The organism is Shewanella canadensis (assembly GCF_003966225.1).
GTDB classification, from domain to species: domain Bacteria; phylum Pseudomonadota; class Gammaproteobacteria; order Enterobacterales; family Shewanellaceae; genus Shewanella; species Shewanella canadensis.
In genome coordinates, this window is the sequence record NZ_RXNU01000010.1 from 139,974 (window position 1) to 155,293 (window position 15,320).

14 protein-coding genes are annotated in these 15,320 nt (G+C 44.6%); 11 read left to right on the top strand and 3 right to left on the bottom strand.

What is annotated here, in order from left to right; genetic code table 11:
• Positions 1-9: 9 nt before the first annotated feature.
• The 10 genes from EKG38_RS17340 (at position 10) to EKG38_RS17385 (ending at position 9,000) form a co-directional block, all read left to right on the top strand.
• Positions 10-633, top strand: coding sequence for a ubiquinone biosynthesis accessory factor UbiJ (locus EKG38_RS17340; RefSeq protein WP_126521481.1), 624 nt, complete (start codon positions 10-12; stop codon positions 631-633).
• On the top strand, positions 630-2,279 hold the full coding sequence (gene ubiB, locus EKG38_RS17345) for a ubiquinone biosynthesis regulatory protein kinase UbiB (protein ID WP_126521482.1): 1,650 nt from the start codon (positions 630-632) through the stop codon (positions 2,277-2,279). Before EKG38_RS17340 ends, ubiB begins: the two co-directional genes overlap by 4 nt.
• Positions 2,280-2,338: 59 nt before the next feature.
• Positions 2,339-2,575 carry a Sec-independent protein translocase subunit TatA gene (gene tatA, locus EKG38_RS17350; protein ID WP_126521483.1) on the top strand — a complete coding sequence of 79 codons (237 nt, stop codon included), beginning with the start codon at positions 2,339-2,341 and terminating at the stop codon, positions 2,573-2,575.
• A gap of 6 nt (positions 2,576-2,581) precedes the next feature.
• Positions 2,582-2,980, top strand: a complete 399-nt coding sequence (tatB, locus tag EKG38_RS17355) for a Sec-independent protein translocase protein TatB (RefSeq protein ID WP_126521484.1) — start codon at positions 2,582-2,584, stop codon at positions 2,978-2,980.
• A 3-nt stretch (positions 2,981-2,983) separates the two neighbouring features.
• On the top strand, positions 2,984-3,751 hold the full coding sequence (gene tatC / locus EKG38_RS17360; protein WP_126521485.1) for a twin-arginine translocase subunit TatC: 768 nt from the start codon (positions 2,984-2,986) through the stop codon (positions 3,749-3,751).
• Positions 3,752-3,810: 59 nt separating this feature from the next.
• A complete protein-coding gene (locus tag EKG38_RS17365) occupies positions 3,811-4,350 on the top strand; it encodes a hypothetical protein (protein ID WP_126521486.1) in 540 nt (179 codons plus the stop codon).
• Positions 4,350-5,144 carry a TatD family hydrolase gene (locus EKG38_RS17370; protein WP_126521487.1) on the top strand — a complete coding sequence of 265 codons (795 nt, stop codon included), beginning with the start codon at positions 4,350-4,352 and terminating at the stop codon, positions 5,142-5,144. The genes EKG38_RS17365 and EKG38_RS17370 overlap by 1 nt, the downstream gene beginning before the upstream one ends.
• 35 nt (positions 5,145-5,179) lie before the next feature.
• Positions 5,180-7,012 (top strand): sensor domain-containing diguanylate cyclase, encoded by a 1,833-nt coding sequence (locus EKG38_RS17375; RefSeq protein ID WP_126521504.1) that lies wholly within the window; start codon positions 5,180-5,182, stop codon positions 7,010-7,012.
• A 117-nt stretch (positions 7,013-7,129) separates the two neighbouring features.
• Positions 7,130-8,146, top strand: coding sequence for a porphobilinogen synthase (gene hemB, locus EKG38_RS17380; RefSeq protein ID WP_126521488.1), 1,017 nt, complete (start codon positions 7,130-7,132; stop codon positions 8,144-8,146).
• 317 nt (positions 8,147-8,463) lie between these two features.
• The gene (locus tag EKG38_RS17385) at positions 8,464-9,000 is read left to right on the top strand and encodes a thioredoxin family protein (protein ID WP_126521489.1); all 537 of its coding nucleotides are present in this window, start codon (positions 8,464-8,466) and stop codon (positions 8,998-9,000) included.
• A 74-nt stretch (positions 9,001-9,074) separates the two neighbouring features.
• Here EKG38_RS17385 and EKG38_RS17390 read toward each other — a convergent pair whose 3' ends face one another.
• The 3 genes from EKG38_RS17390 to rhlB form a co-directional block, all read right to left on the bottom strand.
• The gene (locus tag EKG38_RS17390; RefSeq protein ID WP_126521490.1) at positions 9,075-11,804 is read right to left on the bottom strand and encodes a TonB-dependent receptor; all 2,730 of its coding nucleotides are present in this window, start codon (positions 11,802-11,804) and stop codon (positions 9,075-9,077) included.
• 509 nt (positions 11,805-12,313) lie between these two features.
• Positions 12,314-13,231: a Ppx/GppA phosphatase family protein gene (locus EKG38_RS17395; RefSeq protein WP_126521491.1), complete on the bottom strand. Its 918-nt coding sequence runs from the start codon at positions 13,229-13,231 to the stop codon at positions 12,314-12,316.
• Between the two features lie 11 nt (positions 13,232-13,242).
• On the bottom strand, positions 13,243-14,550 hold the full coding sequence (rhlB, locus tag EKG38_RS17400; protein WP_126521492.1) for an ATP-dependent RNA helicase RhlB: 1,308 nt from the start codon (positions 14,548-14,550) through the stop codon (positions 13,243-13,245).
• 174 nt (positions 14,551-14,724) lie between these two features.
• Between rhlB and trxA the strand changes: the two genes are divergently transcribed.
• Positions 14,725-15,051, top strand: a complete 327-nt coding sequence (gene trxA / locus EKG38_RS17405) for a thioredoxin TrxA (RefSeq protein WP_012144444.1) — start codon at positions 14,725-14,727, stop codon at positions 15,049-15,051.
• Positions 15,052-15,320 lie beyond the last annotated feature (269 nt).

Below are 15,320 nucleotides of genomic sequence, written 5' to 3' on the forward strand. Positions count from 1 at the left end.
GGAAAACGTATGAAACGTGAATTTGCACTACTACTCAGCGCTGGATTAGAAACTGCTCTTAAGCAGCTTGTAGACCAATCTCCTGATGAATACGCCAAATTGCGCTCCATTCACGGAAAAGTACTGTGCATTCAATTGAGCCAGCTCAGCTGGCCTCTTTATTTAGTTTTCGCCCGCGAAATTCAAGTTTTAGGTCGCTATGAAGGGGAAGTCACCACTCGCGTCAATGCCGATATCACAACACTATATCAGCTGACCGAAGGCGCTAACCTCACTGAGCTAATCAAAGAAGATAAGCTCAGTATCGAAGGTGATCTCAACCTACTTCAAACATTCAGCCATTTCATTCAACATGTTGAATTTGATCTCGCCGAACCCATATCAAAATACCTGGGCGATGCCCCGACGCACCTGTTAACTCAAGGCGCTAAGCAAGCTAAAAGTGATATTGCTAAAGTATTCACTAAGAGCCGCTCTCATATCGGTCAATTAACCACCGAAGAGTATAAGCTAGCTCCCCATAAAATCGAATTTATCCATTTAAGTGATAGAATCGAAGATCTTGTGGTAGATATCGATGCCATGGAGACACGGATTAACCACTTACAAGACAGGGCTAAAGCTAAAACATGACGGCAACCAGTATCAGGCGAGCTTACCAGGTAATAAAAACCACCCTTCACTATGGGCTAGATGAATTAATACCTTCTAAAATTAAGCCTTGGTACTTCAGACTGCTTCGTTGTAGTTTTTTTTGGATAACCAATAAGCATAAAGATAAAGTCGGTGGTGAACGCCTGAAGCTTGCAATGCAGGAGCTGGGCCCGGTTTATATCAAATTTGGCCAAATGCTTTCGACGCGTCGAGACCTGCTTAACGATGAGTGGGCCGAAGAGCTGAACATGCTACAGGATAGGGTTCCTCCTTTCGATTCAGCCATAGCCAGAGATATGATCGAAGCTGAGCTCAATGCCCCTATCGAAACCTATTTTGAAGACTTCGATAACACACCTTTAGCATCGGCCTCTATCTCTCAGGTACATACCGCCACATTAAAATCAAACGGTAAAGCGGTCGTCCTCAAAATCCTGCGTCCCAATGTTGAGCAACAAGTCCACGCCGATATTCAACTTATGTCCCAGGCGGCAAACGTTCTCGAAACACTCTTAGGTCAAGGGAATCGTCTGCGTCCAGCGGAAGTCGTTGAAGATTACCGCACCACCATTGAGGGCGAATTAAATCTAAAGTTAGAAGCCTTGAATGCGATTAAGCTCCGCAACAACTTCTTGGATTCAGGTACTCTCTACATCCCCTACATGTATGAGGATCTCTGTTTCACCCGATTAATCGTGATGGAACGGATCGATGGTATTCCTGTTTCGGATATGGCGGCGCTCAAAGCACAAGGTACCAACCTACAACTCCTGGCTGAACGAGGCGTTGAACTATTTTTCACTCAGGTATTCAGAGACAACTTCTTCCATGCCGACATGCATCCGGGCAACATATTCGTAAGCCGTGAACATCCTGAAGACCCATATTACATAGGTTTAGACTGTGGCATCATGGGGACCCTTTCCGAAGAGGATAAGCGCTACCTGGCCGAGAACTTCCTCGCCTTTTTCAATCGTGATTACCGCCGCATCGCTCAGCTCTATATCGAGTCGGGCTGGGTATCTCCAGATACCGATATTGGTGCCTTCGAACAGGCTGTAAAAGTGGTTTGTGAGCCTATGTTCAATAAACCCCTGGATGAGATATCTTTCGGCCATGTGCTGCTGGAGCTGTTTCGTACCGCTCGTCGTTTCGATATGGTGGTGCAGCCTCAGCTCGTCTTGTTAGAAAAAACCTTGCTCTATATCGAAGGACTAGGTCGTCAGTTATATCCGCAGCTCGATCTATGGAAAACCGCAAAACCTTTCCTGGAAGAGTGGATGTCAGAACAGGTCGGTCCCAAAGGGATGGCTAAAAAAATTAAACAAGAGCTGCCTTACTGGTCAGATAAACTGCCCGAACTGCCAGAGTTGGTTTACGACAACCTAAAAATGGGCAGAAATTTTGTTAAATCACAGAACCAGATGCTGGATCGATATCTTAAACAGCAACAGAAAGCCCATAAAAGTAACTACCTTTTACTTACAGCGGCAATTTTAGTGATCTGTGGCACTCTTTTGTTTAATCAAAACGCTACACTATGGGCCTCTTATGGCTGTATCTCCGCGGGCACCGTTTTATGGTTACTCGGATGGAGATCGAGACCTAAGAATCGCAAATTTTAGCTAGCACTAAATAACCAAAGGTTCATAATAGAACCAGTATTTAAAATTGAGGATTATCCATGGGTGGCATTAGTATTTGGCAACTTCTTATCGTTGCTTTAATCGTAGTTTTATTGTTTGGAACAAAAAAACTTCGTTCATTAGGTGGTGACCTAGGTGGCGCAGTTAAAGGCTTTAAGAGCGCGATGTCTTCTGAAGAAGATAAGAAAGCCATTGAAGACTCTGCATCTGAGAAAACAGCTCAGACTGAAGAGAATAAAACTGAGTCCAAGGATAAAGATAAAGAACAGGTGTAATCCCTTATGTTCGACGGTATTGGCTTTTTGGAGCTGCTGTTGATCGGTATTTTGGGGCTAGTTGTACTTGGCCCTGAAAGACTCCCGGTTGCAGTCCGCTCAATTACAGGTTGGATCCGAGCCATGAAACGTATGGCAAACTCTGTGAAAGATGAACTTGAGCAAGAACTCAAGATTGAAGAACTGCATGCTGATCTTAAAAAAGCTGAAAGTCAGGGCCTCAAAAATCTTTCTCCTGAGTTACAGGAATCCATCGATCAATTAAAAAGTGCAGCTCAATCTGTTAATCGTCCCTACAAGGTAGAAGATATCTCTCCGGCCAGCTCATCTGCGCCTGTGGATACTGCACCAACAGAGACAAAAACAGCTGAGACCAGCGCGAATTCTGAAAAACCGAACGGGTAGTCCATGTCGCAACAGCAGCCGCTAATTAGCCACTTGCTCGAATTACGTAACAAGTTGCTAAAAGCCATTGGCAGTGTACTTCTAGTGTTTATCGCTATGGTCTATTGGGCCAACGATATCTATCACTACATGGCAACACCGTTAATGGAAGTTTTGCCAGAAACAAGCAGCATGATTGCAACCGATGTCGCTGCTCCGTTTTTTGCTCCATTTAAACTTACACTGGTACTGGCATTTTTCATCGCTATTCCTTATGTGTTATATCAGGTCTGGTCATTTATTGCCCCGGGACTGTATAAGCATGAGAAGCGCCTGATGATGCCGCTTCTGGCCAGTAGTACACTTCTCTTCTATCTGGGAATCGCGTTCACTTACTACATCGTTTTCCCGGTAGTATTTGGCTTCTTTACCAGTGTTGCTCCGGAAGGTGTTCAGGTTGCAACAGATATCAGTAGCTATCTGAACTTCGTACTTAAACTTTTCTTTGCTTTTGGCTTAGCTTTTGAGATCCCAATTGCCGTCATACTCCTATGCTGGGCTGGTGTTACGACTCCTGAAGAACTTAAAGCAAAACGTCCCTATATCGTTGTCGGTGCCTTTGTTGTCGGTATGATGCTGACGCCGCCAGATATAATTTCTCAGACAATGTTAGCAATTCCTATGCTGATATTATTCGAAGGGGGATTGATTGCGGCTCGTTTCTACAGTAAAAAGGATGACGAAGACGAAGAAGAGCAAGAGAAACAGGATAAACCTGGCCAGGAAAGCTAAATAGATACACGCTAATTAGTTGCCCATGGCGCGCTCAAATATCATAAAGGAACATATTTATGCGCTTAAGTTGGATCACAGCGGCAGTCATTCTGGTATCGACAAATGTTAATGCGGGCGTCGAACAGGAGCTATTAGCGTGCGCTATGAAGTCAGACAAGCTGGACCGTTTAGTCTGTTTCGATGCGTTAGCCGAAACGGTTAAAACATCTCAAAGCAGTACAAGCGCAGCACCCGCTGCGCCTGTCGTTGCGACTGCAACTGTCCCGGCAGTCGCAGTTTCTCAATCGGCTCCCAACACACCAACCACTTTGCCTGCTACGCTTCCCAAGAGTGCCGAAGATGAGTTTGGTGGCAATTTCAAGGCAGAAGATAAGAGCCTCGAAAAGCTCTATATGGAAGTAACCTCCGTAAAGAAAGATCCCTATGGCGCTCTGAAGATAAGCTTCAGTAATGGCCAGGTTTGGAAGCAGAGCGACAGCCGCCATTATAAACTGAAGGCCGGTCAAACCGTTTATGTTGAAAAAGCCGCGCTGGGTTCTTTCGTATTAGGTACCGATACTCGTAACGCTACGATTAGAGTCAAGCGAATCAAGTAATGCCGGAACACATAGACATCGCTGTCAACTTGATTGGCAGCGCCCTCGAAAAAAATATTGATGATGTAATTCAACGAGCGGCAGACCAAGGTGTTTCGCCGCTAATTGTTATCGGCAGCTGTCTGACGGAAAGCGAAAAAGCTATCCAATGCTGTCAGCAACACTCAAACCAACTCTATTGTACTGCAGGTGTTCATCCTCACCACGCCAGTGAATGGCACTCCCAAAGCGGCGAGACACTAAAGCAACTAGCGAGCGAAAGTCAGGTCGTTGCCATAGGTGAATGCGGCTTGGACTACAACCGGGACTTCTCACCGCGCCCGATGCAGAGGCAGGCCTTCGCAGAACAGCTGGCCCTTGCCGTCGAACTCAAAATGCCTGTACTCATGCATGAACGCGATGCCCACGCCGACTTCTTAGCCATAATGAAAGAGTATCGCAGTGAGCTTACCGGCGCGCTGCTGCACTGCTTCACCGGGGACAGGAAGAGCATGGAGTCCTATCTAGAGTTAGATATGCACCTTGGGATCACTGGCTGGGTCTGTGACGAGCGCAGAGGCCTGGAGTTGGCTGAGCTGGTTATCGATATTCCGGATAATCGTATCTTAATCGAAACCGACAGTCCTTACTTGCTGCCAAGAAGTATGCGCCCTAAGCCAAAATCCAGTAAGAATGAACCTCAGTATCTACCCTATATCTCCCGATACATTGCGAAGCTTAGGGGACAAGACCCCGAACAGTTCTCTGCACAGACCTATCAAAATAGTGTCGATTTTTTTGGGTTAAAGATTTGATTAGGTCTCTCGGTTTACTGCTACTGACTCTCATCATGCTGTTCTCTACCGGAGTCCGGGCAGAAACCATTCTCGCCATCGGTGGTGAAGAGGAGAGCGTGCTCGAACTTTCCTCCTGGCTCTACTACTCTCCGGTCAATGAAGGAGAGGATATTGAGCAGGTAAGACGATTAAGCTCGACTCAATGGCACCGTTTAACCCCCGAATACAATAACCGCATTGGCATCGACCCTTTTTGGGTCAAATTTAGTGTCTACAATTACGAGGAGGAAGAGCTCAATCGAATACTCTCACTCGCAAATCCTCATATTGACAGAATAGAGCTCTATCATGTGATTCAGAACAAGATCATCGATAAGGTGGTGATGGGCGACAGTCTCCCTTTTTCTCAAAGGCCGCTGATCAATAATATTTTCCTCTACCCTTTCGAGTTAGAGCCCGAGGAGCTACATACTTTCTACCTTAAGATAGAGACCGAAGGAAGCGCGTCATTACCCTTGAGTTTATGGTCACAAAACTCCTTTGCCAAGAATATTGAAGCCACCTCGTTAACGCATGGTTTTCAGCTTGGTGCGTTGACGGCTATCGGTCTATTTAGTCTTTTTATCGCGATAACTTCCCGTTCATTTAGCTACAGCTATTACTCCGGATATGTACTCTCTGTGACCTTACTGGTCGCCACTCTACATGGCTTCGCATTCCGGTTTATTTGGCCGACATGGCCGGCTTTTCAACAGTTAATGGTTCTTCTACTCATTCCACTGACGATGTTTTTTGCGCTGCTCTTTACCGAAAAAGTCCTCCAGCTTAAATACCATAATGTCCGTATGTTGCGGATCTGTCGTTATGGTGCGACCTATGCGCTCTTGCTGACCTTAACGACACCTTTTTTAAACTATGCCCTTGCCCTGTATATCAACATCATTTCGGTTCTGTTCTTTACCGTATTATTGATGGGAATAGCGGTGATCCAGGCATTCAAAGGCCATAAACTCGCTAAATTATACACCCTTGCCTGGGGCGGTATGTTAGCCGGTTCCTTCGTCACGGGATTAATGTATCTAGGATTTATTGAACTGCCTATCAAGCACCTCACGCCTGTAATGCTGGGATTAATGTTTGAAATTTTATTTATGGCTGCCGTCTTAGCCATTCGTTATAACGACGAACGCAAAGCAAAACTCAGGATCCAACAAGAAGCTCTACTACAGGCACAAAGGATCAGACAGACTCGCGAAGAGTCACTACTCATAGAAGCCGATAGCAATGAAAAACTCGAACGGATGGTTCAGGAGCGCACCTTAGAGCTCGAAATCGCACTGAGAGAATTGAACGAAGCCAACCAAAAGCTCACCGAGCAGGCTACGATAGACAGTTTAACCGGAGTTCGAAACCGTGCGGCTTTCGATAAACGATTACTCGCCGAGGGGCGGCTCAGTCGTAGACAGCAAACCCCGATGGCCATCTTGATGTTAGATATCGATAGGTTTAAATCCATTAATGATAACTACGGCCACTTAGCCGGCGATCAGACCCTACGACTTATCGCACAGACATTAAAAGAGAACTTAAAACGTCCAGCGGATCTGGTATCACGTTTTGGTGGCGAGGAGTTTGCTATCATATTGCCAAATACAGCCGAAGAAGGGGCTGTATTGGTCGCAGAGTTGATACGAAAAACGGTTGCCGAACTCCCTATCCTCTGGGAAAATAAAACCATCCCACTCACCATAAGCATAGGTGTGAGTGCGGAGATCATTAATACCGAAAATCAACCAAACAACTTATTAGAACAAGCGGATAAAGCACTTTATCGCGCAAAGAATAATGGGCGTAACTGCGTGATGGTTTATACGCCAGAGCCTTAATAAAAACTAAAACCACACCTTAAAAATTTGGCTTTGCAGATGAGCTATGGTCACGAATGAAGTTCAAATATCTACTCTGCATTTTCAAAATCTATGGATATAAGTTAGGAGTCGAATGTGAATATTATTACTAGTGCTTTCCCTCAGCGTAGAATGCGCCGCATGCGTAAACATGACTTTAGCCGTCGCTTAATGGCTGAAAACCAGCTTTCGGTGAATGATTTAATCTACCCTATGTTTGTATTAGAGGGTAACAATCGTACCGAAGAGATCGCTTCAATGCCGGGGGTTGAACGCTACTCTATCGATCTTCTGCTTAAAGAAGCCGAAGAGATCGTTAAACTGGGGATCCCACTGATTGCACTTTTCCCTGTGACTCCGGCTGAAAAGAAAACCCTCATGGCCGAAGAGGCTTATAACGCCGATGCTCTCGCACAACGTGCGGTTCGTGCACTCAAGGAAGCCTTCCCTGAGCTAGGTGTCATGACAGATGTCGCCTTAGACCCATTCACGACTCACGGTCAAGATGGCATCATCGACGAAGATGGCTATATTCTTAATGACATCACAACCGAGATTTTAGTTAAGCAGGCACTGTCTCATGCCGAAGCGGGTGCCGACATTGTTGCTCCGTCCGATATGATGGATGGTCGTATCGGTGCGATTCGCCAGGCACTCGAAGAAGCCGGTCACGTGAACACTCAGATCATGGCATACTCGGCTAAGTATTCATCAAACTATTACGGACCATTTCGTGATGCCGTCGGTTCTGCAGGTAATCTAAAGGGTGGTAACAAACACAGCTACCAGATGGATCCGGCAAATAGCGATGAGGCGTTACATGAAGTTGCCCTCGATATTCAAGAAGGTGCCGATATGGTCATGGTAAAACCAGGCATGCCTTACCTTGATATCGTAACCCGAGTAAAACGAGAGCTAGCCGTACCAACATTCGCCTATCAGGTCAGTGGTGAATATGCCATGCACATGGCTGCCATCGAGAATGGCTGGTTGGCCGAAAAAGCCATCGTTATGGAGTCGCTACTCTGCTTCAAACGTGCCGGTGCAAATGGCGTCCTGACTTACTTCGCTAAGCGAGCGGCTCAGTGGCTAAAAGAGGATGAAGTGAAGTAAGCTAACTTCATCTAATCATGATTCGAAAGCCGCATTTATGCGGCTTTCCTGTATCTGTTCCTCAGAAAAATATCAAACACCTCTTGAGATGTAGGGCAACTGATGTTGCTCTACTGTTAGGAACCACTCACAACCCACCAACTTATCTCTCTTTGGCATCCAATAACGTGAACTTAGATTCCGATTACAAATATAGACAGTGATCCAGCTAGCATGATCAAGCGTCGATTCTTTTAAATCTAGCAGCGAAATGATTGAATGGAGGTTCACTCGTTTCATTTGAAATGAGTTGAACTCCCAGAGTCCGAGGTATTATCATGAACACCAACGTCAAGGCATTACTTGCCACAACAGCCCTATTTTTTAGCTGCCAAACATTAGCTGAAAGTGGTTGTGCATTCGAAGACAAGCAAGATGGCTTTATTGCCACGTGCAGCGAGGAGAAACAAGAAGTGATATTAACAGGAGCCGTTGAAGCTCAAACCTTAGTGACCGAACTCAGTGACTTCAGCGAAGGCTATAAAGAGTATAAAGTCGATACAGCATCGATTGCACCATTGAAAAATCTGAAAGAGCCTACGGAAGTTATCGTTATCATCGGCACCTGGTGTCCTGATTGCCATCGTGAAACGCCACGCTTTATCCGCATAATGGAAGAGCTCAACAACCCAAATATCAAGGTCACCTATATTGGTGTTGATCGTGAGAAAGCCGACCCTAAAGGGTTAGCCGCTCAATATGAGTTTACCCGTATCCCAACCTTTATCGTGATGCAAAAAGGTGAAGAGATAGGTCGGATTATTGAGAAACCGGAAACCTCACTTGAGATTGATCTGGCTAAGATATTAAACTAATCACGTTTAGAATTAGAATCAAAAAGGCACTCAAAGAGTGCCTTTTTTGTATTCGAAAATACTCGCTAAGGGTACTAGAAAGACTGACGGAAACCAGCCCAGTATGTACGACCACGGATATCATATAAGTTACCTTCATAGGTTCCATTATAATCAAACTTTGGGTCTTCATCGGTCAAGTTGGTTACGCCTAACGAGAAACTGTTGTCCCATGGCATAGTGTAGGTATAGGTTAGGTTATGGTACATAACTGAATCAATTTCATACAAGGCACCATCTTCCTCTGTCTCCCCTGCATCTGGATCCCAGCTGCCTTCTATAACATCCCAGCTCTCTTGAGATCCGATAAAGTTACCGTAGTAGCTCACCGCGTGATCACCAATTAGGTAATCAGCAGTAAGGTTGACTCTATGAGCCGGAGTATCTTCACGTCCCGCTTCATCATCAGTGATAACCTGAACACCAGCTTCAGAATATGAAGACTTATATTTAAGGAAGTAAGACCAACCTAAGCCAAAGTTAAAGTCACCATATTCAGTTTCGAAACCTGCGCCCATCTTGACATCGATACCTTCACGCTCACTTAAACCTACATTAAGCTTCTGGCTCACAACATAATCAATACGGCCATTACCTAGACGATTAATCGATGTACCTGGATATACTGTAGAAATGTCTGGGCGCTCAGCACCAACAGCATCGGCAGCCTCCCAAAGCTTAGCTTGAGTCTTAACAATCTCACTCGCACCTAGTTCATCAATCAGGTTCGTCGTTTCTAATGACCAGTAATCAACAGAGATGTTGATATCATCAGTAATATCCCAAACTATACCTAAGTTATAAGACTCTGACTCTTCTGGCTTAAGATCTTCATTACCACCTGTACGTGTAGCACCGTAATCCCAACGATCGCAGGCATCTATATCCTCACCTTGTTCAAAACAGTTCATGTAGTTCTTGATGTAACCAAATCCCTCTGAAGTCCCCTGATAAAGATCTGATAGAGTTGGAGCGCGGAAGCCCGTCCCCCAAGAAGCACGGACTAGTAACGGCTCTATAATGTTATAGCGAACAGAAACCTGAGGGTTAAACGTACCACCAAAATCGGAGTAATCATCATAACGGCCTGCAAGGTTTAGTTCTAAGTTATCCATAAGTGGCATGGCAAACTCAAAATATGCAGCCATCACATCACGCTCACCTTCACCACCTGAGCCACCGTTTCCACCGACAATCTGACCTGCCTCAGCCAAAGCTGAAACCTTAGAATCTAGACTTTCTTCACGATATGAGCCACCTAGGTACATGCTTGCATCACCACCAGGAAGTTCAAATAGTTCAAATGCTGCACCACCACTGATATCTAAATAAGATGCTGACATACGCTTATCATAGTTAGCTGTCGCACCTGCTGGCATTTCAGAGTTTGGATCTCGAGGATCCCAACCTACAAATGAGCTAGACGAATCATCCCACTCACCGACTAGATCAGTCGTTGCACCTTTTAACTGGTAACCAGTACCCCAAGTGTAATTGTCATATTTGTTGTAGTTAACAGCAATATCCCAATCCATAAAATCAGTCGTGCCATCTAAGGCCAACATGTAGTCGAAGATATTATCATGGTGCTCGGCAACACGATCACCGGCCGTATCGAAGCGGTAATTCATGCCTGCATTAGGGTCGGCTACCAGCTCAACAAGATCTAACCCTTCAGCTGTTGTGTATGCAGGTAAACCATTTGGAATACTGATAGAAGCAGGTACTGGCGCCGACACATCTTGTGTTTCGTTAGCAGCCCAATACGCACGAGCAGTCAGCTCAATATCATCGCTAAGCTCATAAGTATAATGTAGAAGTGTATTGTTACGAGTCTGTCCGACTGAAGTCGCAGCAGCTTGAGTATAGTCGTAAGCACAAAGGGTATCACCAGGGTAGTCACTATCATCTAGCGAGCCTAAAAATGAACCACCATATACATCGGCACATGTTTTATCACTGTTAGAGAAAGGTGTTGAGTAAACCCATCCACCCGCCCCGCCTTGAGTTAAAACACGACCTGTTGGACTAATATTCACCCAATCTTGGTAATCATTTGGATCGCCACCTTCCTGAACAAATGGCTGAGTGTACCAGCGATCACTTTGCATGATCTTCTGTGACTCATAGTGCTCAAATGTAAATACTAGGTGACCTTTATCTGAGTCTAGCCCTCCAGTAAAAGACAGATTTGAAGAGTCTCCTCCCTCTTGAGTCGGGCGATCCATACGCGCATCAATTTGAACACCTTCAAAATCTTTCTTAAGAATGATGTTAACTACACCAGCAATTGCATCTGTACCATAAATTGCAGACGCACCATCGGTAAGAATTTCTATACGCTCAACCGCTGCCATAGGAATAGTATTGATGTTAGCTGCGCCACCATCCATTACCGGAGACTTTGCCATACGCTTACCGTCAAGCAATGTCAGAGTATGAAAAGCTGAAGCACCTTTTAATTGAACAGTTGCTTGAGAACCCCAACCATTGTTAGAACCACCGCCCCAAGAACCAAAAGCGTTAAGGTTAGAACTTCGAAGTGCATCACCAACAGTTGCAAAACCTGACTTTGCTAGATCTTCTGCTGTAATCGTCGTTACCGGACTAGCGCCTTCCATATCAACGCGCTTAATGCGTGAACCCGTTACTTCAATACGCTCAACAGTGTCTTCTTCTTTGTCTGCTGCAAAGGTAGGCGCAGAGAGTGCCACTACGCCACCGCAGGCCAAGCTAACGAGCTTAGCAACTTTATTAAATTTCATACTTCCATCTCCCAAGAATATATTTTTATAGGTCCTATGCTCGGTTAACTTTGATGGTAAAAACCAAAAAAACTAACAATAAAAAACATGGCGACAACATTTGTATCACATACTGTATTTTGTATGCAATATACACCCTAAGAGTTATGGTTGGATTTATGCTAAATACAAGAGTATTTATTAAGCATCAAAAATTTTGGGAATAGTATTTTCAGGAGATAAAAAACAGAGATAATAAAGATTAAGAGGTGATTTAAGGTGATCATTTGGAGTTAGGACAACTTCCACTAATTCATGTTTGCCTGGTAGATAATGACTAAAAATGCAATATGAACAAAAAGTATCTAAATATGTCTGGATGATAAATTTAACAGAATTGAAGGAGATTTTTTTTGGATAGTGACAGTAAATATGCTTTGGGAAGGAGTTCAAAATTCTGGGTCAGCTAAACTGTAACCCTTCCTGTTTTAGTTTCACTAAAAAGATTGAGTTTTAAAGTCAACGACAGACTACTTAATTCGGTTTGCCAACCTCTGTAATACCCCTTCTCTAAGCGCGCCGCCAGAAAGGTTAAGCTTTTCAATTCCAAGAAGCTCGAACAGGGCTAGCAGTATGGATATGCCGGCGGCAAAAGTCGGTGCTCTTTCTGGGTGTAATCCGCTAATATCCCGCATCGAGATATCTTCTTGCTCTAAGATCTCTTGCTTCAGAGTGTTGAGCACAGCAGGAGTTATACTTGCTGATTCATTGCGATGATTCAGTAACTCAACCACAGATTGCACACTGCCGGAAGCTCCGACAACACAATGCCAACCTAAAGCCTTCAGTTCAGTTAAATATTGCCCCAAAACGGCTTTAACTTGCGACTCGGCATCGTCGAAATCTAACTGTTGGAATGGAAAAGAGTTAAAGAAGCGTTCATTGAAAGTCACGCATCCCATAGAGAGACTGGTTTTAAGCAAAACCTTATCATCGTCACCGATGATAAATTCGGTGCTGGCGCCGCCGATATCGATCACCAGACGACGACCTTCCGCACACGTTGTCGCAACCATACCTTGATAGATAAACTCGGCTTCCTGCATACCTGAGATGATCTCAATAGGGTGACCAAGAATGGGTAAGGCGCGTTGGCAAAAATCATCCGAGTTGCCGATATGCCTGAGTGTTGCGGTTGCAATAACGGCAACATTATCAGGGGCAACCCCCTCCTCTTTCAGCATTTTTGCAAACATAGCCAAGCAATCCAATCCTCGGTTCAGCACCTCTTCACTTAAGATACCATCGCCTTGAATTCCTTCGGCCAGTCTGACTTTGCGTTTATATTTAGCAATAATTTCAGGTTGGCCACCAAGTGTCTTGGCAACCAACATGTTGAAACTATTCGAACCTAACGTAATCGCTGCGTATGGAGGAGTTTTTGGCATCTATCGCATACTTACGAGTGTCTGCGAGTTTTGTCGTGACGACGTGGGGCGTTACGGTTGCCACTATGTGGCTTTCCACCCGAGCCAGAACGTCCCTGAGGTCGACTGTTATGCTTCCGGTGTACTCTGACAGGAGCTGGAATATCATCCAGTAACGCTTCGCTATCATAGTTAGTCACAGGAATAGTGTGATTGATATACTCTTCGATTGCAGGCAAGTTCAACGCATACTCTTCACAAGCAAAGCTAACCGATACACCTTTCTTACCCGCGCGACCCGTACGACCAATGCGGTGTACATAATCTTCGCAATCATCGGGAAGATCGTAGTTATATACGTGAGAAACATCTGAAATATGCAAACCACGGGCGGCTACATCGGTAGCAACCAGAACATCGAGTTTTCCTTCGGTGAACAGCTCAAGAATACGAATACGTTTCTTTTGTGGAACATCGCCGGTCAATAATCCAACTCTGTGTCCATCACCTTCTAACCAAGACCATAATTTTTCACAGCTGTGTTTGGTATTTGAGAATATAATCGCCTTATCCGGCCAATCTTCCTCGAGAAGGGTAAGCAACAGACGCATCTTCTCATCCATAGATGGATAGAAGATCTCCTCTTTGATGTTCTTAGAGGTTTTTTCGTTTGGTGCGATTTCAACTTTCTCTGGCTCATTCATATGATCATAAGCCAGCTCCTGCACTTTCATTGACAGAGTAGCAGAAAACAGCATATTCAGACGCGACTTGGCATCCGGCATGCGTCTGAAAAGAAAACGAATATCTTTAATAAAGCCAAGGTCAAACATACGGTCGGCTTCATCTAAAACGACAGCTTGAATCGCACTGACGTTAATGATTCCCTGACGAACATAATCTATGATACGGCCAGTGGTTCCGATAAGAATATCGACACCTTTATCCAGCACTTTACGCTGAACTTCATAACTTTCGCCACCGTAGACTATTCCGACTTTCAGTCCTGTGTGTTTAGCAAGCAGATCCGCATCTTTGGCGATCTGAATTGCAAGTTCACGAGTGGGGGCCATGATAATCGCTCTGGGCTGATTAAGCTGGCGGCCTTCCGGAATAGGGCTGGTAAGCAGGTGATTGAACGTGGCAACAAGAAAAGCTAACGTTTTTCCCGTGCCCGTTTGCGCTTGACCCGCAATATCTTTTTTCTGAAGAAGAATAGGTAGAGATAACGCTTGAATAGGCGTGCAGTATTCAAAGCCGCTCTCGTTAAGTGCTGTTTTTATCTCTGTTTGAAGAGAAAAGTCGGCAAACTTCTGATTAGATAAATGTGTTTCGCTCATAGCGGCAGCATACCAGTTGGGGTTGCAATAAGAAACTCAATCGTTTGAAATAGCGACTAATAATAAAAAGTAGCTTTAAAGTCGATTAATTCTACCTTGAAAAGTTTTTTTCAAACCCAATATACAGGTTAAGCCATTAACAAACCAGCAATGGCAACCTAACTGGAGAACATCATGAGCGACAAAATTGTATACCTAAGTGACGACAGCTTCGAAAATGACGTAATTAACTCTGAGCTACCAGTGATTGTAGATTTTTGGGCAGAGTGGTGTGGCCCTTGTAAAATGATAGCCCCTATCCTTGATGACGTTGCCGAAGAGTATGCAGGTAAGGTCACTATCGCTAAGCTGAATGTGGATCAAAACAATGTATCGCCAGCTAAATACGGCGTTCGTGGTATCCCAACTTTGCTTATTTTCAAAAACGGCGAATTGGCCGGAACAAAAGTTGGCGCGCTTTCTAAAACTCAGTTGAAAGAGTTCATCGACGCTCAGCTTTAATTATCCGGTTTAACTTGGGTAATCGACCTATATCTTCGGTATATAGGTCGCTCTAATTTGAACTATGCAGTAGAAATTTATAGCTAAAATCGAACAATTGAGCCTATACCCAAACGACCTCGATATGCAGGATTCAGCAAGTCGAGAAGTGACAGAGTTCAATGTCGTTAATTGCTCCTGCATTAACGACATTCCCACCATCCGTGGTGGTCTTCATGAAATAGCGGGACTAGGAATTCTAGTTTTATATTTCATAACGCAGAAACATG